Below are 17,222 nucleotides of genomic sequence, written 5' to 3'. Positions count from 1 at the left end.
GCGTGAACCCCAGCCCTGAGCTGCGACGACGTGTTTCTCTTCGATAACGTCTGCGTGATCATTCAGTGGAGCGTGGAACGTATCAACGGGGACCGTGCGTTCCTGTTGACGTGTAGGTGTGCGGCGACGGACGGAGCCGGCGGATCTACAACCACGGGGGTGGCGGAAGAGGCGTGCGCACGGTGCGCCGGAGGACATGACGAAGGGGCCGCAGCACCATGGCTGGACTCGCCGAATCCGGGTCGAACCCCGACGTCGAGCTGCTCTACGACATCAATGGCCTGGCCAAGGACGCACCGCACTGGTTCGACCGGGTCATGGAGTTCGTGGGTGAGTACGGACTGCTGTTCGCGATCGTGCTGCTGGTGCTGTGGTGCTGGTGGTCCGTGCGGCGGCGGGGTGACGAGGACGCGGCCTCCAGCGTGGCGGCCCTGGTGTGGGCACCGCTCGCGGCCGGTGTCGCGGTGCTCGTCAACGTGCCGATACGGGGTTTCGTCGAGCGGCCCCGGCCGTTCAAGACCCATGACGGGCTGGAGGTGCTCATCGAGGGGAAGAACGACTTCTCCTTCGTGAGCGACCACGCGACGCTCGTCATGGCGCTCGCCGTCGCGCTGTTCGTCGCCAACCGGAAGTTCGGGCTGGTGGCGATCGTGCTCGCCGTGTTCGGCGGCTTCGCCCGGGTCTACATGGGCGTGCACTACCCGACGGACGTCATCGGGGGCTTCGCCCTGGGTACGGCGGTCGCGTTGCTGCTGTCGCCGGTCGCCATGGCGCTGCTGACGCCGCTGACCCGGGCCGTCGAGCGGTCGCCCCGGGTGGGATGGCTGGTCAGCGCGCGGGGGCGAGGCGGTGCCGCCGGACAGGGCGCCGTGATCCCGGGGGCGCGCCAGGAGAGCGCCGAGGCGGGGGAGAGGGATCTCGCCGCCTAGGACCCGGTGGGAGTGCGCGGGCGCCTAGAGCGCCTGCGGGTAGGTGAAGACGCGGTCCCGGTCGTACTGGCGCTTGAGTTGCGCCAGGCGCGGGGCCGCGTCTCCGTAGTACGCCTTGCGCCAGTCCCTGAGGCTCGGGTCCGCGTAGTTCTGGTAGGCGGCGCCCGAGGCGTACGGGCGCAACGCCCCGTGCGCGGAGGCCGTCCAGGCCTGGGCGGCCGTGCCGTCGGTGCCGGGGCGCCAGGAGGCGAGGTACTGGGCCAGCGTCCGGGAGCGGCGGTGCACGAAGGCCGTGGCCGTCGGGGAGACGCGGTTCACCGCTCCGCCGAGCGCCGTGAACGCGATGCTGACGGCGGCGCCGCGGACCGGGGCGACCTGGGCGAGCAGGGCGCGGACCCCGGCCGCCGGGATCGAGCGGTCGAAGAAGTCCGAGCGGGCGGTGTACGTCTCGCGGCCCAGCGCGCCCTCGGGTGAGCGCCCGGGGGTGGAACCGGGGAGGTGGCAACGGGCGTCGGCGGAGAAGGACGAGCAGCCGGCGTACAGCTCCATCGACTCCTCGTAGGTGCGGCGCCTGAGGGAGACGCTGCTCGCCGGGGCGCCGACGCGGCCGGCGAGGCGGTCGACGGCGTTCTGGAGTTCGCCGTGGGTGCCGAGGGAGAAGGCGGCGACGGAGACGGTCGGTGTGCGGCCGGGAGCGGCGGCCAGGTGGAGGGAGGACCAGATCTCGTCGGGCTGGTCCGGTCCCCACTCCTGCCAGGCGCGGACCACCGCGGCGGCCCTGCGCCAGGGCCAGGTCAGGTACGCCGACACGGCCCGGGGCGCGGGGTGGGTGCGGAAGCGGAGCTCCGTGACGATGCCGAAGTGGGCGTTGCCCGCGCCGCGCAGGGCCCAGAACAGGTCCTTGTGGTGGGTCGCGTCGGCGGTGATCTCCTTGCCGTCCGCCGTGATCAGGGTGGCCTGGGTGAGGCTGTCGCAGGTCAGGCCGTAGGCGCGGGAGACGACACCGTGGCCGCCGCCGAGGGTGAGGCCGGAGATGCCGACGGTGGGGCAGGAGCCGGCCGGGACGGTCACGCCCTTGGCGGACAGGGCGCGGTAGACGTCGATCAGCTTGGCGCCGGCGCCGACCACGGCGGTGCCGCCCGAGGCGTGGACCCGGTCGAGCTTCGAGACGTCGATGATCAGGCGCCCGTCGCCGGAGGACCAGCCGGCGTAGGAGTGGCCGCCGTTGCGGATCGCCACCGGGACGCCGTGGGCGCGGGCGTGGGAGAGGGCGGTGCGGATGTCGTCCGGGTGGGCGGCGTAGGCGACGGCGGCGGGGCGGAGGGTGTCGAAGCGGGTGTTGTACAGCTGGCGGGCCGTTCGCCAGGACCGGTCGCCCGGGCGGACGAGGGGGCCGTCGAGGGACTTGGCGAGGGCGGCCCAGGTGGCGGGGGTGGGGGTGGCGGGGACGCGGGTGGAGGTCGCGGTGCGGGTGAGGCGGGGGGTGCTCGCGGGGGCCGGGTTCTTGCCGGTTCCGGAGCCGCCGCCGGTGCCGCTGTTCGGGTCCCTGCCCGTGCAGGCGGCCGCCGTCGCGGTGAGCGCGGCGGCCGTGGTGCCGATGAACGTGCGCCGGTGCATGTGCGGCTCCGTCTCCCTGGGGATGGGGTTCGTGGAGGGAGACGGGGCGGGGGAAGCGCGGGTTCCGTGGGACGGCGGGGCGCTTTGCGGGGGGTGCCGGGTCGGGGGGCGAGCGCGTGGTGTCGGGGTGCGCGGTGGCGCGGTGGGGCTTCGCTCTGGTGGGGCGAGGGGCGTCTTCGCTCGGGTGGGGCGAGGGGCGTCGCGCCCGTGTGTCTACGTGCGCGGGGCGGGTGTCCGTGCTGGTGGGGGGCGCGGTGACGTGCCTGTGGTGTCGGGGGCGCGACCCGTGCGGGGTGGGGTGCTCGCGGCTTCCGGGGTGTGCTGCCCGCCGCCGGGGGCGCGGTGCTTCGGGCCCCGGGGGGCGTGCGGGGTGCGTTCGGCCCCGAGGGGCGTGCGCGGGTCAGGCCGGGGGGTGGGATTTCGCGTCCGTGCGGGCCTGGCTTCTCGCCCTGCGGGCCGGGCCCCGCCACCCGCAGGTGCAGCGGGCCAGGCAGAAGGGGCCCTGTTCGACCGTCGTCGTGAGGTGTTCCGGGACTTCCTGGGGAGCTTCGAGACCGTCCTGCTGCGCCACGCCGACAACGTTACCGGGGTCACCCACCCCTCGTTAACCGGGACGGCAGGGGTCCGGAACGGGCGGGACGGCTGGGGTAGGTGGCGATGGTCGGGTGGCTGAGGGCACGGGAGCGGCGGGTGGCACGGGCCGGCGGCCCTCTCGTGCTCGCCGGGGGCCTGGTCGGCGCGTGCCTCGCCGGCAGCGCGTGCTCCGGGCAGGGGGCCGCCGCCCAGGGGCCGGGTGCCGGTGATCCGGTCGTCGTGCTGCAGGGGAGCGCGGACCGCCTGGTGGCCGCCGGGAGCGCCAAGGCGCGGACCGCGATGGAGATGGCCAGCGGCGGGACGCGGGTGACCATCCGGGGCGAGGGTGTGTACGACTTCACGGAGCGGCTCGGGCGGCTGAAGGTGCGGCTCCCCCAGGACCCGGCCGGGACGAGCGAGCACCGGCCGATCACCGAACTGCTCGCGCCGGGTGCCCTGTACATGAAGAACCGGGGAGCCGGCGTGCCCGACGACAAGTGGGTGCGGGTGGACACCGCCTCGCTGACCGACGGGAACCTGGTCACCGGCGGGGCGACGGACCCCCTCGCCGCCGCCGAGGTGCTGCGGGGGACGCGGACGGCGAGGTACGTGGGGCGCACGGAACTCGCGGGGACCGCCGTGCGGCACTACCGGGGCACCGCCGATCTCGCACGGGCGGCGCGGGAGGCGTCGGACGGCAACCGGAAGGCGCTCGCCGCGGCGGCCGAGGGGTTCGCGACCGCGGAGGTTCCGTTCGACGCGTACCTCGACGACGAGGGCCGGATCCGCAAGCTCCGGCACCGCTTCAGCTTCTCCAACGGGCGCGACGAGGGCGACGTGGCCGTCGCCTCGACGACGCTCCTCTACGATTTCGGCGCCGCCGTCCGCGTACGGCTGCCCGAGGACCGCGACATCTACGCTGGCCGGATCGCCGCGGAGCCGGGGGAGGTGCCGGGGGACGGCCCCGGCGAGGGGGCGGACGGCAAGAACTAGCCCTTCCGTGCCATGCGCGGTGTGTAGGCCGCTCCCTACTCTAGGAAGTCGGTGACGGCAGAGACGAGGTGACGGCGTGGCTCCGGTCGGCGGTACGGCGGTTCAGGACCACGTGGCCCTCGCCGAGATCGAGCTGTGCGGGGAGCTGATCATCGCGGCGTCGGCCGCCCGGGAGCGGCTCAGCCTGGAGAGCATCGACGAAGTGCTGCGCGTGGCCGAGGAACGACGGGCCGGCCAGCAGGGGCCGGGCTGACCGGCGGGATCGCCGGAAAGGGCGGGGGCCGACCGCCAGGGGCCGGCCGTGGAGGCCCGCCCGGCCGGGGTCAGGTGCGCAGGAGGCGGCCGATCGCCTTCGTCGCCTCCTCCACCTTCGCGTCGATCTCGGCACCGCCCTTGACGGCCGCGTCCGCGACGCAGTGGCGCAGGTGCTCCTCGAGGAGTTGCAGCGCGAAGGACTGCAGGGCCTTCGTGGAGGCGGAGACCTGCGTGAGTATGTCGATGCAGTAGACGTCCTCGTCGACCATCCGCTGCAGGCCGCGGATCTGGCCCTCGATGCGGCGCAGGCGCTTGAGGTGCTCGTCCTTCTGCTGGTGGTAGCCGTGCACGCCGCGGTCGTGGTCGGTCACCACGTCCGTCCCGTCCGGCGCCACCGCGTCCACGGCGGGGGAGGGCGCACCTGCGCCGGCCTCAGTGGTCGTCATCGCGTCCTCCTGTGGGGACAGAGTGGGCTGGAGGGAGAGAGCGGGCAGAGGCGGAGTGCGCAGACATCGAGCAGATAGCGGACATATACCCCTGGCGGGTATATGGTAACGAACTTTGCGGGGTAGAGGGCCCTTCGCGGAACCCGGCAGCGGCCCTGGCGTCGCCCCCCTGCTCATCACTCTGCCTGATGGGCGACACTGGGGGACGGCCCGTTAGCCGTGGCCGGATGATGCGCCTAGCATCAGCCTGACCGAAACCGATGCACCCCGAGGACCCCACGTGCGCTTTCGTCTGACCCCCAGGGAGACGAGCTTCTACGACATGTTCGCCGCCTCCGCGGACAACATCGTCACGGGCTCCAAGCTCCTGATGGAACTGCTCGGGGCGGACGCATCCGCCCGGGCCGAGATCGCAGAGCGTATGCGGGCCGCCGAACACGCAGGTGACGACGCCACGCACGCGATCTTCCACCAGCTGAACTCCTCGTTCATCACGCCCTTCGACCGCGAGGACATCTACAACCTCGCGTCGTCCCTCGACGACATCATGGACTTCATGGAGGAGGCCGTCGACCTGGTCGTCCTCTACAATGTCGAGGAACTGCCCAAGGGCGTCGACCAGCAGATCGAGGTGCTGGCGCGGGCCGCCGAGCTGACCGCCGAGGCCATGCCGAACCTGCGCACCATGGACAACCTCACCGAGTACTGGATCGAGGTCAACCGCCTCGAGAACCAGGCCGACCAGGTCCACCGCAAGCTGCTCGCCCACCTCTTCAACGGCAAGTACGAGGCCATCGAGGTGCTCAAGCTGAAGCAGATCGTGGACGTACTGGAAGAGGCGGCGGACGCCTTCGAGCACGTGGCGAACACGGTGGAGACCATCGCGGTCAAGGAGTCCTGACCTCTCCATGGACACCTTCGCTCTGATCGCGACCATCGGGGTCGCGCTCTTCTTCACGTACACCAACGGTTTCCACGACTCGGCGAACGCGATCGCGACGTCCGTGTCGACGCGTGCGCTCACGCCCCGTGCGGCGCTCGCGATGGCCGCCGTGATGAACCTCGCCGGCGCGTTCCTCGGCTCCGGGATCGCCAAGACGGTCAGTGAGGGGCTGATCGAGACGCCCGAGGGTTCGAAGGGGATGGGCATCCTCTTCGCGGCGCTCGTGGGCGCCATCGTCTGGAACCTGATCACCTGGTACTTCGGCCTGCCCTCGTCGTCCTCGCACGCGCTGTTCGGCGGCCTGGTCGGGGCGGCGCTGGCCGGGGGGACGACCGTGTACTGGCACGGGGTCGTCGACAAGATCGTCATCCCGATGTTCCTGTCGCCGGTGATCGGTCTGGTGGCCGGTTACCTCGTGATGACCGCGATCATGTGGATGTTCCGGCGGGCCAACCCGCACAAGGCGAAGCGTGGCTTCCGTATCGCGCAGACGGTGTCGGCGGCCGGTATGGCGCTGGGGCACGGCCTCCAGGACGCGCAGAAGACGATGGGCATCGTGGTGATGGCGCTGGTCATCGCCGACGTCGAGGACTACGGCGACCCGATCCCGGTGTGGGTCAAGATCGCCTGTGCGCTGATGCTCTCCGCGGGAACGTACGCGGGCGGCTGGCGGATCATGCGGACGCTGGGCCGCAAGATCATCGAGCTGGACCCGCCGCAGGGCTTCGCCGCCGAGACGACGGGCGCCTCGATCATGTTCGGGTCGGCCTTCCTCTTCCACGCGCCGATCTCGACGACGCACGTCATCACCTCGGCGATCATGGGTGTGGGGGCCACGAAGCGGGTGAACGCCGTCCGGTGGGGTGTCGCGAAGAACATCATCCTGGGCTGGTTCATCACGATGCCGGCCGCCGCGCTGGTGGCGGCCTGCTCGTTCTGGCTGGTCCACCTGGCGTTCCTGTAGCCGGGAGCGGCCGAGGCAGGGCCGCGCACGACTGAGAGGGCCCGCCCCCGGAGACCGGGGGCGGGCCCTTTGTGCTCCTCGCGGTGGCACCGCCATGCAGCACCGCGAGGGGTCGGGGCGGGGGCCTAGCCGAAGCGGCCCGAGATGTAGTCCTCCGTGGCCTGGACCGACGGGTTGGAGAAGATGCGCTCCGTCTCGTCGATCTCGATCAGCTTGCCGGGCTGGCCGACCGCCGCCAGGTTGAAGAACGCCGTACGGTCCGAGACGCGCGCCGCCTGCTGCATGTTGTGCGTCACGATGACGATCGTGAAGCGCTCCTTCAGCTCGCCGATCAGGTCCTCGATGGCGAGGGTGGAGATCGGGTCCAGGGCGGAGCAGGGCTCGTCCATGAGCAGGACGTTCGGCTCGACCGCGATCGCGCGGGCGATGCACAGGCGCTGCTGCTGGCCGCCGGAGAGGCCGGAGCCCGGCTTGTTCAGGCGGTCCTTGACCTCGTTCCAGAGGTTCGCGCCGCGCAGGGACTTCTCGACGACGTCGTCCAGCTCCGACTTCCTGAACTTGCCGTTGAGCTTCAGGCCGGCCGCGACGTTGTCGTACACCGACATGGTCGGGAAGGGGTTCGGCCGCTGGAAGACCATGCCGACCTCGCGCCGCACGGCCACCGGGTCGATGCCGGCGCCGTACAGGTTCTCGTCGTCGAGCATGACCTTGCCGTCGACCCGGCCGCCGGGCGTGACCTCGTGCATGCGGTTGAGCGTGCGCAGGAACGTGGACTTGCCGCAGCCGGAGGGGCCGATGAAGGCCGTCACCGAGCGGGGTTCGACGGTCATCGAGATGTCCTCGATGGCCAGGAAGGAGCCGTAGTAGGCGTTGAGGCCGCTGACGTCTATGCGCTTGGCCATGGGTATCACTTCTTCTTTCGCGTGTCCGGGTCGCTGACTGTTCTTGCTCTGGCCGCGTCAGCGACCCGTCTTCGGGGCCTTCCAGCGGGCGATGCCGCGGGCCACCAGGTTGAGAATCATGATGAACGCGATGAGCGTCAGGGCAGCCGCCCAGGCACGGTCGTGCGACGACTCGTAGCCGGCGCCGTACTGCAGATAGATGTACATCGGCAGGGACGCCTGGGGGTCCGAGAAGGGGTTCGAGTTGATGAGGTTCGTACCCCAGACCAGCAGCAGCACGGGTGCCGTCTCGCCGGTGATACGGGCGACCGAGAGCATCACACCGGTGATGATCCCGCCGATGGACGTCGGGACGACCACCTTCAGGATGGTGCGCCACTTGGGCACGCCCAGCGCCAGGGACGCCTCGCGCAGCTCGTTCGGGACGAGCTTGAGCATCTCCTCGGTGGAGCGGACGACGACCGGGATCATCAGGATGCACAGGGCCAGGGAGCCGGCGAAGCCGGAGTAGCCCATGTCCAGGATGATGATCCACAGGCTGAGGATGAACAGACCCGCGACGATCGACGGGATGCCCGTCATGACGTCGACGAAGAAGGTGACGGCCTTGGCGAGCTTGCCGCGCCCGTACTCCACCAGGTAGATCGCGGTCAGCACGCCGAGCGGCACGGAGATCGCGGTGGCGATGCCGACCTGCTGGAGGGTGCCGAGGAGGGCGTGGTAGATGCCGCCGCCCGGCTCGGAGTCGGAGACGACGCCCATGGAGTGGCTCAGGAAGTAGCCGTCGAGGACCTTCACGCCCTGCTGGACGGTCTCCCAGACGAGGGACGCCAGCGGGATCACGGCGAGGAGGAACGCGACCCAGACCATGCTGGTCGCGACGCGGTCCTTGGCCTGCCGCCCGCCCTCGACCTTGGCCGAGATGGCGTAGGAGCCGAGGACGAAGAGGACCGCGGCCATCAGGGCCCACTGGATGGAGCTGTGCAGGCCGGCCGCGGCGCTGATGCCGAGGCCCAGGGCGACGGAGCCCGCCGCGACCGCCCAGGGGAACCACTTGGGCAGCGTCGCGCCGCGCAGCGAGCTGGGCGGGCGCTTGTCGGAGAGGGTTGCGTGGCTCATGCGTTGGCCCCCGAGTACTCCTTGCGGCGGGCGATGATCAACCGGGCGGCTCCGTTGACCAGCAGGGTGATCACGAACAGCACCAGGCCGGACGCGATGAGGGCGTCCCGGCCCATGGGCGTGGCCTCGTTGAACTTGCTCGCGATGTTCTGGGCGAAGGTGCCGCCACCCGCGTTCAACAGGCTGGCGTTGATGTCGAAGGTCGAGGAGAGCACCATGGCGACGGCCATCGTCTCGCCGAGCGCGCGGCCGAGGCCCAGCATCGAGGCGGAGATGATGCCGGAGCGGCCGAAGGGCAGGACGGACATCCTGATGACCTCCCAGCGCGTGGCGCCGAGGGCCAGGGCCGCTTCCTCGTGCGTCTGCGGCACCTGCCGGAAGACCTCACGGCTGACGTTGGTGATGATCGGCAGGATCATGATGGCCAGCAGGATGCCCACGGTGAACAGCGAGCGCGGCGGGCCCTCGTTCCAGTCGAGGACGCCGGTCCAGCCGAAGTACTGGTCGAGCCAGCCGAAGAGCCCCTCCATGTGCGGCACGAGGACGAGCGCGCCCCACAGGCCGTAGACGATCGAGGGCACGGCGGCGAGCAGGTCGATCACGTACGCGATGGCGCCGCCCAGCTTGCGCGGCGCGTAGTGCGTGATGAACAGGGCGATGCCGACCGCGATCGGGACCGCGATGACCATGGCGATGATCGACGACACGACGGTGCCGAAGGCCAGGACGGCGATGCCGAACTCGGCGGGGATCCCGCTCGGGTTCCACTCGAAGGTGGTGAAGAAGTTGGCCTCGTCCTTGCTGATCGCGATCGAGGCGCGGTAGGTCAGGAAGGCCGCGATGGCGGCCATGATGACCAGCACGAAGATGCCGGACCCGCGGGACAGCCCGAGGAAGATCCGGTCGCCGGGGCGGGTGGCGCCGCGTGCGGCGCGCTTGGCCTCGGCCGTGGGGGGCTGCTGGGGTGCGGGTGCTGGTGTCGGCTTGTGGGAGTCAGTGGTTATGTCCATCGGGTTCTCCGGTCTGCGGAGCCGTCGTACGCGGCGGCTCGGGCGGAGCCGCGTCGTACGGGGCTCCTGGCGGCGGTGCACCGGACGGTGCGGCCCGGCCCCGGGTGGAGGCCGGACCGCACTCGGGTCAGCTCAGGCCCGAGATGGTCTCGCGGACCTTGGTGATGATCTCGGTGGGCATCGGGGCGTAGCCGGCGTCGGCCAGCAGGCCCTGGCCGTCCTCCGAGGCCATGTAGTTCAGGAAGGACTTGGTGGCGGGCAGGGTGTCCGCCTTGTTGCCCTTGTCGCAGGCGATCTCGTAGGTCACGAGGACCATGGGGTAGGCGCCGTCGGCGGAGGGCGTGTAGTCCAGCTCCAGCGCGAGGTCCTTGCCGGTGCCGACGACCTTGGCGGCGCCGATGGCGGCGGTGGCGTTCTCGACGGTGGCCTTGACCGGCTCGGCGGCCTCGGTCTTGATGTCGACCGTCTTGATGCCGTCCTTGGCGTAGGACAGCTCGAAGTAGGAGATCGCGCCGCTGGTCTGCTTCACCTGCTGGGCGACACCGGAGGACTGCGGAGCGGACTGGCCGCCCTTGGCCGCCCAGGCCTTGGCCGGCTCGTACTTCCAGTCCTTGGGCGCGGCGGCCTTGAGGTACTTGGTGAAGTTGTCCGTGGTGCCGGACTCGTCCGAGCGGTGGAAGGCCTGGATCTTCAGGTCGGGAAGCTTGGCGTCGGGGTTCAGCTTCGCGATCGCCTCGTCGTTCCAGTTGGTGATCTGGCTGTCGAAGATCTTGGCGAGCGTCGAGGCGTCCAGGACGAGCGTGTCGACGCCCGGGACGTTGAAGCCGACCGCGATGGGGCCGCCGACCATCGGCAGGTTGATGCCCTGGCCGTCGGTGCAGACCTTCTTGGAGGCCTCGACCTCCTCGGGCTTGAGCGCCGAGTCGGAACCGGCGAAGGCGGTCTGGCCCTGGTTGAACGCGGTGATACCGGCGCCCGAACCGTCGGGGCGGTAGTTGACCTGCACGTCCTTGCACGCCGTGGTGTACGCCTTGACCCAGGCGTCGATCGCGTTCTTCTGGGCCGAGGAGCCGGAGGCCTGGAGCTGGCCCTTGGCGTCGTCGCACTTGATGTTGCTGTTGGCGGTGGCGCTGGCGCCGCCGTCGCCGCCGCTGGTGTCGTCGGAGCCGCACGCCGTGAGGGCCAGGGCGCCGGAGACGGCGAGAGCACCGAGAGCGAGGGCCCGCCGGTTCATGCGCTGAAGCTTCACTGAGGGAGTTCCTTCCAGGAGCCGCCGGCCTGAATACGGCGGCGTGCGAGGACTGCGATGAAGACTGGGGATACGGACGCGTTTTCGGGATGCGCCCCGTATCGGTAAGGCTGAAATTAGGCAGAACAGGTGAAGCCGCCGATGGCCGTACATGAACGCGGGGTGAACCCCTGAGGACGGTGCGGTGAGGTCACGGAACGCTCACGTCAAGGACACGGAGTGGTTCCGGGTGGCAGCGTCGTCAGGAACGCGTCGACGAGGGACCGGTCCCTGGGCTGGGTGAGGCGGGCGCGGGCCGCCGCGGGCTCCAGCCACACGATGCGGTCGACCTCGTCGGAGGGGGTGAAGGCGCCGGTGGTGGCCGCCGCGGCCCAGTAGCGGACCTCCTTGGGGCGGCCGTTCGCCAGGTAGCGCACGGATGGCAGTTCCGCGCCCGGTGCGGCGGCGTACCCCGTCTCCTCGGCGACCTCGCGCAGGGCGCCCGTGAGCGAGTCCTCGCCGGGCTCCAGCTTGCCCTTGGGGTGCGACCAGTCGTCGTACTTCGGCCGGTGGACGAGGCAGAGCTCCAGGCCGGGGGCGCGGGGGGAGCGGCGCCACAGGACGCAGCCCGCCGCGTGCACGGTGGGGGCGGGGGTGTCCTCGGCGGGATCCACGGTGCGCTCGTGCCTCCTGTCCGGTGGCGGTCCTACGGGAGCCTGATCGGTTCCTTGCGCCAGCTGTGCTGGAACGCGTACCTCGCCGCCTCCACCTCATGCCGCTGGTCGGCGTGGAGCACCCCGAGCGCGTACGCCGTCGCCGGGGCGATGCGCGGCGTACGGGCGGCCTGGGCGGCGGCCGCGGCGGCCTCCGAGGCGTCGCGGTGGCGGTTCAGGGCCTCGCCGGCGGCCAGGAGGCGGATGTCCTGGGAGGCGACCGGGCCCTCGGCGTCCCCGTCGGGGTCTGCGGGGTCCTCGCCGCGGAGCACTTCGAGCGCGTACCGGTGCAGGCGCAGCAGCAGGCGGACCTGGTGCCACTGGGCGTCCTGCGGGTGGGGGGCCGGGTCCGGGGAGAGGCCGTGGATCAGGGCCTGGGCGTTGTACGGGTTGCCCGCGGTGACGAGGGGGAGGGCGGCCACGGCGTCCGTCAGGCGGCCCTCCGCGGCGGCGGCCAGGGGGCGGAGGCCGGCGGTGGGCGCGGTGCTCCTCCTCAGCGGGACCTCGCTGGCCAGTAAGGCGACCTTGTCGGCGACCGCGTGGAAGCGGCTGCTGCCCAGCGCCTGCAGGGCGGTGGAGTGGGCGCGGGTACGGGCCAGGGTCAGCTGGCGGTCGAGCAGCGCGCCCGCCTTGGCCGCGCCCACGGTGAGGCTGCCGCGGTCCGGGGGCGACTGCTGCGGTGCGGGCACGGTGACCGCCACGGTCGCCGCCCGGCCCGGCTGCCGTGCCGGGAACGCCGACGACCCCGACAGCCGGTGCAGGGCCTCGAGCAGGCGCTCCAGGCGGGACGCGTAGGCGTGCTCCAGGGCCAGCGTGCCGGACAGCCACGCCAGCTCGGGGCGCATGGCCTCCGCCCAGTCGGCGTCCAGCAGGGGCTGGAAGGTGTGCAGCGTGCCGCTGAGGCGGCGGGCCGCCCGGCGCAGGAGGCGGGCCGCGTCCACGGGGCCCGCGGCCGGGGGTGCCTTGGCGGTGCCGGTGCCGGTGCCCTGGGGGCCGTGTGCGCCGTTCGTGCCGGTCCCCGTCTCCCGGTGCAGGCGCAGGGCGCGGAGGAACTCCGTGGCCTGGGCGCGCAGGTAGCCGGCGAGGGCCTCCGTGTCCGCGGGTGCGGCGCGGCCGGGGGCGGCGGCAGCGGCGGCAGCGGCGGCGCCCGGGGGCGCGGTCGTGGCCGTGGCCGTCGGCTCCGTCGGGTCAAGGTGTCGCTGTGCCACGCCGGCGCCTCCGGGCGTCTATGAGCATCTCCTGGATGTTGCGCAGGGGCTGGCCGTCCGCGTCGGCCGCGTGCCGGGTCCACTCGCCGTCCGGGCCGAGGTGCCAGGACGCGGTGCCGTCGGACATGCCGGTCTCCAGCAGCCGGTTGAGGGCCGCCCGGTGAGCCGGGTCGGTGACCCGGACCAGCGCCTCTATCCGGCGGTCGAGGTTGCGGTGCATCATGTCGGCGCTGCCGAACCAGACCTCCGGCTCGCCGCCGTTGCCGAAGGCGAAGACGCGCGAGTGCTCGAGGAAGCGGCCGAGCACCGAACGGACCCGGATGTTCTCCGACAGGCCCGCCACGCCCGGGCGCAGCGCGCAGATGCCGCGCACCCACACGTCGACCGGGACCCCGGCCTGGGACGCGCGGTAGCAGGCGTCGATCACGGCCTCGTCGACCATCGAGTTGACCTTGATGCGTATGGAGGCGGGGCGGCCGGCGCGGTGGTGCTGGATCTCCTTGTGGATGCGGGAGACCAGGCCGTCGCGCAGGGACTTCGGCGCGACGAGGAGGCGGCGGTAGGTCTCCCGGCGGGAGTAGCCGGAGAGGCGGTTGAACAGGTCGGAGAGGTCCGCGCCGACCTGCGGGTCCGCGGTGAGCAGCCCCAAGTCCTCGTAGAGGCGGGCCGTCTTCGGGTGGTAGTTGCCGGTGCCGACGTGGCTGTAGCGGCGGAGGGTCTCGCCCTCCTGGCGTACGACGAGGGAGAGCTTGCAGTGGGTCTTCAGGCCCACCAGGCCGTAGACCACGTGGCAGCCGGCCTCCTCCAGCTTGCGGGCCCACTTGATGTTGGCGTGCTCGTCGAAGCGGGCCTTGATCTCGACCAGGACCAGGACCTGCTTGCCGGACTCGGCCGCGTCGATGAGCGCGTCGACTATCGGGGAGTCGCCGGAGGTGCGGTACAGCGTCTGCTTGATGGCGAGGACGTCGGGGTCGGCGGCGGCCTGCTCCAGGAAGGCCTGGACGGACGTCGAGAACGAGTCGTACGGGTGGTGCAGCAGGACGTCCCGGCTGCGGACGGCCGCGAAGACGTCCGGCGCGGAGGCCGACTCGACCTCGGCGAGGTCGCGGTGGGTGCCGGCGACGAACTTCGGGTACTTCAGCTCCGGCCGGTCGAGGCTGTGGATGCGGAAGAGGCCGGTGAGGTCGAGGGGGCCGGGCAGGGGGTAGACCTCCGCCTCGCCGATCTTCAGCTCGCGGACGAGGAGGTCCAGGACCTCGCGGTCGACGCTCTCCTCGACCTCCAGGCGCACGGGCGGGCCGAAGCGGCGCCGCATGAGCTCCTTCTCCAGGGCCTGGAGGAGGTTCTCGGTGTCGTCCTCCTCCACCTCGAGGTCCTCGTTGCGGGTGAGGCGGAAGGCGTGGTGCTCCAGGACCTCCATGCCCGGGAAGAGCTCTTCGAGGTGGGCGGCGATGACGTCCTCGAGGGGGACGTAGCGGCCCGGGGAGGCCTCCAGGAAGCGGGAGAGCAGCGGCGGCACCTTGACGCGGGCGAAGTGCCGGTGGCCGGTGACGGGGTTGCGGACGACCACCGCGAGGTTGAGGGAGAGGCCCGAGATGTACGGGAACGGGTGCGCCGGGTCGACCGCGAGCGGGGTGAGCACCGGGAAGATCTGATGCCGGAAGAGGGTGAAGAGGCGGGCCTGCTCCTTCTCCGCCAGTTCGCTCCAGCGGACCAGGTGGATGCCCTCGTCGGCCAGGGCGGGGAGGACGTCCTCCTGGAAGCAGGCGGCGTGCCGGGCCATGAGCTCGCGGGAGCGGGCCCAGATCATCTCCAGGACCTCGCGGGGCTGGAGGCCGGAGGCGGAGCGGGTGGCGACGCCGGTGGCGATGCGGCGCTTGAGGCCGGCGACGCGGACCATGAAGAACTCGTCCAGGTTGCTGGCGAAGATCGCGAGGAAGTTGGCACGCTCCAGGAGGGGGGTGCTCGGGTCCTCGGCGAGTTCGAGCACGCGTTCGTTGAACGCGAGCCAGCTGCGTTCGCGGTCCAGGAAGCGGCCCTGCGGGAGCTGGGCGCCGCCGGCTTGGGACTCCTCCGACTCCTCGTACGCGTCGAGGTCGGCGTCGATGTCGGGTTCCAGGTCGGAGACCGTGGCGGCCACGGTGTGCGGGCGGTGCGCGGCGATGGAGCCCACGGAGGGCTGCGTGTGCTGGACCTCTGCCTGGGTGTTCGGCTGCCTCATGAACCCATTCTTCCGCGCCACGCGCAGGACAGGCGCGTCGGACGCCGCGGGATGCTCTGCTCCTGGTTGCTCCGGCACGGTCGGCTTCATTCGGTGAGCGTCGCAAGGCTGTCTGAATCGATGGTTACGGGGACATGACGTGTGGGATAGCGGAGGGCGGCCTCCGGCGGTTACGGGTGGCTCGGCTGCGGCGCCTGTGCCGGTTCGGTGCGGGGGCCTCCGGCGGTTGGGCGGGGTGCCTGCGGCGCCTGTGCGGGTCCGGGGGTGGTGCGGGTGTCTTGCCTGCGGCGCCTGTGCGGGTTCGGGGGTGGTGCGGGTGTCTTGCCTGCGGCGGCCTGTGCGGGTTCGGGGGTGGTGCGGGTGTCTTGCCTGCGGCGCCTGTGCGGGTTCGGGGGTGGTGCGCGTTGCGCGGTGCGTGGTCTGTGGGTCGGGGCCGTGCCGGGGGGTGTCCGTCCTCGGAACGGCGCGGAATCGGTCGGGGAACAGGGTTCCGTCCGTCGACGCGCCAACCGCTGCGGGCGGACACCCCCCGGCACGGCCCCTTCTCGCCGTACGCGGCCGGCCGTGCGCGGGCCACGTGTGCGCAGACACCCGTACGTGGCCACCTGGACGGCCGGCCGTGCGGGGCCACGTGCGGGGGCGGAGGTCGTCGTTGGGATCGTGAACCGATCAGGTGGGGTCGTCCGATGAGGGGACGTGAGCGAGACGAGAAGCGACGGGGAGTTGCTGCGGGCCGTCGCCGACGACGGTGACCGGGGTGCCTTCGAGGAGTTGTACCGCCGGTACGCGCCGTGGCTGACCGCCCGTATGCGCGGCCGGTGCGCCGACGGCGGTGTCGTCGACGACGTCGTGCAGGAGACGTTCCTCGCGGTGTGGCGGGGGAGCGCGCGGTACCGGCAGGACGGTGACGTGGCGGGGTGGCTGTGGCGGATCGGGTCGCGGCGGCTGGTCGACGTGCTGCGCGGCGACGGGGCGCGGGGGCGGCTGCGGCAGGCCCTGGCCCGGCTGCGGCACCGGGAGGAGGCCTCGGCGGAGGAGCGTGTGCTCGCCGGGGTCGAGCACGGGGACCTCGCCGGCGCCCTCGTCCGGCTCTCGCCGGAGCTGCGCGCGGTGCTCCAGGCCACGGTCATCGACGGGCTGACCACCCGCGAGGCGGCCGTCCTGCTCGGCATCCCGCCGGGCACGGTCAAGACGCGGGCGATGCGCGCCCGCCGACAGCTGCGGGAGGCGCTGGCATGAGGGACGAGGACAGCCGTCGCCGGGAGACCTGGCATGTCGGCGAGGACGATCTGCGGGCCTACGCCCGGGGGGAGCTGGCGGCGCCCCTCCTGTGGTCCGCCGACGCGCACCTGAGCGCCTGCGCGCACTGCCGCGGCGTGCTCGCCGGGGTGAGTGACGCCGCCGCCCTGGATGCCGGGTGGGAGCGGCTCGACGCGGAGCTGGACGCGCCCCGGCCGGGGTGGTTCGAGGGCCTGCTGGTGCGGTGCGGGGTCGACGACGGCACCGCGCGGCTGCTCGCGGCGACCCCCGTGCTGCGCCGGTCCTGGCTCGGCGCGGTCGTCGCCGTGCTGCTGATGACCTTCTTCGTGGCCTTCTCGGCGGGCGCGGCCGGCCGGCCCACCCTCTTCCTCGCTCTCGCTCCGCTGCTGCCCCTGGCCGGGGTGGCGCTCGCCTACGGGCCGGCGCTGGACCCGACGTACGAGATGGCGGTCGTCGCGCCCCTGCACGGTTTCCGGCTGCTGATGATCCGCACGGTCGCCGTGCTCGTCGTGGCCCTCGGCACGGGGGCCCTGGCGAGCCTCGCCCTGCCGGGGTACGAGCTGAGCGCCCTCGCCTGGCTGCTGCCCGGGCTCGCCCTCACCACCTCCGGGCTCGCGCTCACGCCCCGGCTGGGGCCGGTGGCCGCGCCGTCCGCGGTCGCCGGGGCGTGGGTGGCCGTGCTGCTGGTGGCGGGCGGGGTGCGGGCGGCCGACGACGTGCCGCTCGCGCCGTTCACCGCTGCCGGGCAGGGCGTCTGCGGTGCCGTGGCGGTGGCGGGCGTCGGGCTGCTGCTGCTGGTGCGCGACCGGTTCGACATCGCCGCGCGCGGTGCCGCGTGAGG

At 72.2% G+C, this 17,222-nt stretch carries 17 protein-coding genes; 7 read left to right on the top strand and 10 right to left on the bottom strand.

Features of this window, described 5'->3' with window-relative positions; genetic code table 11:
• Window positions 1–218 precede the first annotated feature (218 nt).
• Window positions 219–929, top strand: a complete 711-nt coding sequence (locus SAM23877_RS16775) for a phosphatase PAP2 family protein (protein WP_053133414.1) — start codon at window positions 219–221, stop codon at window positions 927–929.
• Between the two features lie 24 nt (window positions 930–953).
• Here SAM23877_RS16775 and SAM23877_RS16770 read toward each other — a convergent pair whose 3' ends face one another.
• Together SAM23877_RS16770 and SAM23877_RS40255 are read right to left on the bottom strand one after the other, a co-directional pair.
• A complete protein-coding gene (locus tag SAM23877_RS16770) occupies window positions 954–2,546 on the bottom strand; it encodes an FAD-binding oxidoreductase (protein ID WP_053133411.1) in 1,593 nt (530 codons plus the stop codon).
• A gap of 400 nt (window positions 2,547–2,946) precedes the next feature.
• Window positions 2,947–3,117: a hypothetical protein gene (locus SAM23877_RS40255; protein WP_167355233.1), complete on the bottom strand. Its 171-nt coding sequence runs from the start codon at window positions 3,115–3,117 to the stop codon at window positions 2,947–2,949.
• A gap of 86 nt (window positions 3,118–3,203) precedes the next feature.
• Here SAM23877_RS40255 and SAM23877_RS16765 point away from each other — a divergent pair, with 86 nt between their 5' ends.
• A complete protein-coding gene (locus tag SAM23877_RS16765) occupies window positions 3,204–4,112 on the top strand; it encodes an SCO4651 family lipoprotein (protein WP_053133408.1) in 909 nt (302 codons plus the stop codon).
• A 76-nt stretch (window positions 4,113–4,188) separates the two neighbouring features.
• Window positions 4,189–4,365 (top strand): hypothetical protein, encoded by a 177-nt coding sequence (locus tag SAM23877_RS40250; RefSeq protein WP_167355232.1) that lies wholly within the window; start codon window positions 4,189–4,191, stop codon window positions 4,363–4,365.
• A gap of 70 nt (window positions 4,366–4,435) precedes the next feature.
• Here the strand turns inward: SAM23877_RS40250 and SAM23877_RS16760 are convergent, their stop codons facing one another.
• Complete coding sequence (locus SAM23877_RS16760; protein ID WP_053133405.1) at window positions 4,436–4,813, bottom strand: metal-sensitive transcriptional regulator; 378 nt, start codon at window positions 4,811–4,813, stop codon at window positions 4,436–4,438.
• Between the two features lie 280 nt (window positions 4,814–5,093).
• Here SAM23877_RS16760 and SAM23877_RS16755 point away from each other — a divergent pair, with 280 nt between their 5' ends.
• The gene (locus tag SAM23877_RS16755) at window positions 5,094–5,714 is read left to right on the top strand and encodes a DUF47 domain-containing protein (RefSeq protein WP_053133402.1); all 621 of its coding nucleotides are present in this window, start codon (window positions 5,094–5,096) and stop codon (window positions 5,712–5,714) included.
• A 7-nt stretch (window positions 5,715–5,721) separates the two neighbouring features.
• Window positions 5,722–6,720 (top strand): inorganic phosphate transporter, encoded by a 999-nt coding sequence (locus SAM23877_RS16750; RefSeq protein WP_053133398.1) that lies wholly within the window; start codon window positions 5,722–5,724, stop codon window positions 6,718–6,720.
• Between the two features lie 125 nt (window positions 6,721–6,845).
• Here SAM23877_RS16750 and pstB read toward each other — a convergent pair whose 3' ends face one another.
• The 7 genes from pstB to SAM23877_RS16715 all read right to left on the bottom strand — a co-directional run bounded on the left by pstB (window position 6,846) and on the right by SAM23877_RS16715 (window position 15,121).
• Complete coding sequence (pstB, locus tag SAM23877_RS16745) at window positions 6,846–7,622, bottom strand: phosphate ABC transporter ATP-binding protein PstB (protein WP_053133394.1); 777 nt, start codon at window positions 7,620–7,622, stop codon at window positions 6,846–6,848.
• Between the two features lie 57 nt (window positions 7,623–7,679).
• Entirely contained in the window at window positions 7,680–8,741 is a 1,062-nt protein-coding gene (gene pstA / locus SAM23877_RS16740) for a phosphate ABC transporter permease PstA (RefSeq protein ID WP_053133391.1), read from the bottom strand.
• Complete coding sequence (gene pstC / locus SAM23877_RS16735; protein WP_053133389.1) at window positions 8,738–9,751, bottom strand: phosphate ABC transporter permease subunit PstC; 1,014 nt, start codon at window positions 9,749–9,751, stop codon at window positions 8,738–8,740. The genes pstA and pstC overlap by 4 nt, the downstream gene beginning before the upstream one ends.
• A 127-nt stretch (window positions 9,752–9,878) precedes the next feature.
• On the bottom strand, window positions 9,879–11,000 hold the full coding sequence (gene pstS, locus SAM23877_RS16730; protein WP_174532223.1) for a phosphate ABC transporter substrate-binding protein PstS: 1,122 nt from the start codon (window positions 10,998–11,000) through the stop codon (window positions 9,879–9,881).
• Between the two features lie 206 nt (window positions 11,001–11,206).
• Window positions 11,207–11,653: an NUDIX hydrolase gene (locus SAM23877_RS16725; protein ID WP_053133383.1), complete on the bottom strand. Its 447-nt coding sequence runs from the start codon at window positions 11,651–11,653 to the stop codon at window positions 11,207–11,209.
• Window positions 11,654–11,685: 32 nt separating this feature from the next.
• Window positions 11,686–12,900 (bottom strand): CHAD domain-containing protein, encoded by a 1,215-nt coding sequence (locus SAM23877_RS16720; RefSeq protein ID WP_079030255.1) that lies wholly within the window; start codon window positions 12,898–12,900, stop codon window positions 11,686–11,688.
• Window positions 12,881–15,121 carry an RNA degradosome polyphosphate kinase gene (locus tag SAM23877_RS16715; RefSeq protein ID WP_053133380.1) on the bottom strand — a complete coding sequence of 747 codons (2,241 nt, stop codon included), beginning with the start codon at window positions 15,119–15,121 and terminating at the stop codon, window positions 12,881–12,883. The genes SAM23877_RS16720 and SAM23877_RS16715 overlap by 20 nt, the downstream gene beginning before the upstream one ends.
• Window positions 15,122–15,817: 696 nt before the next feature.
• On the opposite strand from SAM23877_RS16715, the gene SAM23877_RS16710 reads away from it, so the two are divergent.
• Together SAM23877_RS16710 and SAM23877_RS16705 are read left to right on the top strand one after the other, a co-directional pair.
• The gene (locus tag SAM23877_RS16710; protein WP_053133377.1) at window positions 15,818–16,360 is read left to right on the top strand and encodes an RNA polymerase sigma factor; all 543 of its coding nucleotides are present in this window, start codon (window positions 15,818–15,820) and stop codon (window positions 16,358–16,360) included.
• Entirely contained in the window at window positions 16,357–17,220 is an 864-nt protein-coding gene (locus tag SAM23877_RS16705) for a cupin domain-containing protein (RefSeq protein WP_053133374.1), read from the top strand. Before SAM23877_RS16710 ends, SAM23877_RS16705 begins: the two co-directional genes overlap by 4 nt.
• The last annotated feature ends 2 nt before the right edge of the window (window positions 17,221–17,222 follow it).

Source organism: Streptomyces ambofaciens ATCC 23877 (assembly GCF_001267885.1).
Taxonomy (GTDB): domain Bacteria; phylum Actinomycetota; class Actinomycetes; order Streptomycetales; family Streptomycetaceae; genus Streptomyces; species Streptomyces ambofaciens.
Note: the sequence above shows the minus strand (reverse complement) of the source record. Positions and strands in the feature narration are given on the sequence as shown.

What these genes read in the sequence shown, in the direction of transcription:
- SAM23877_RS16775 (WP_053133414.1), top strand. Translation starts at nt 219, where the DNA reads ATGGCTGGACTCGCCGAATCCGGGTCGAACCCCGACGTCGAGCTGCTC.
- SAM23877_RS16770 (WP_053133411.1), bottom strand. Translation starts at nt 2,546, where the DNA reads ATGCACCGGCGCACGTTCATCGGCACCACGGCCGCCGCGCTCACCGCG.
- SAM23877_RS16765 (WP_053133408.1), top strand. Translation starts at nt 3,204, where the DNA reads ATGGTCGGGTGGCTGAGGGCACGGGAGCGGCGGGTGGCACGGGCCGGC.
- SAM23877_RS16760 (WP_053133405.1), bottom strand. Translation starts at nt 4,813, where the DNA reads ATGACGACCACTGAGGCCGGCGCAGGTGCGCCCTCCCCCGCCGTGGAC.
- SAM23877_RS16750 (WP_053133398.1), top strand. Translation starts at nt 5,722, where the DNA reads ATGGACACCTTCGCTCTGATCGCGACCATCGGGGTCGCGCTCTTCTTC.
- pstB (WP_053133394.1), bottom strand. Translation starts at nt 7,622, where the DNA reads ATGGCCAAGCGCATAGACGTCAGCGGCCTCAACGCCTACTACGGCTCC.
- pstA (WP_053133391.1), bottom strand. Translation starts at nt 8,741, where the DNA reads ATGAGCCACGCAACCCTCTCCGACAAGCGCCCGCCCAGCTCGCTGCGC.
- pstC (WP_053133389.1), bottom strand. Translation starts at nt 9,751, where the DNA reads ATGGACATAACCACTGACTCCCACAAGCCGACACCAGCACCCGCACCC.
- SAM23877_RS16715 (WP_053133380.1), bottom strand. Translation starts at nt 15,121, where the DNA reads ATGAGGCAGCCGAACACCCAGGCAGAGGTCCAGCACACGCAGCCCTCC.
- SAM23877_RS16705 (WP_053133374.1), top strand. Translation starts at nt 16,357, where the DNA reads ATGAGGGACGAGGACAGCCGTCGCCGGGAGACCTGGCATGTCGGCGAG.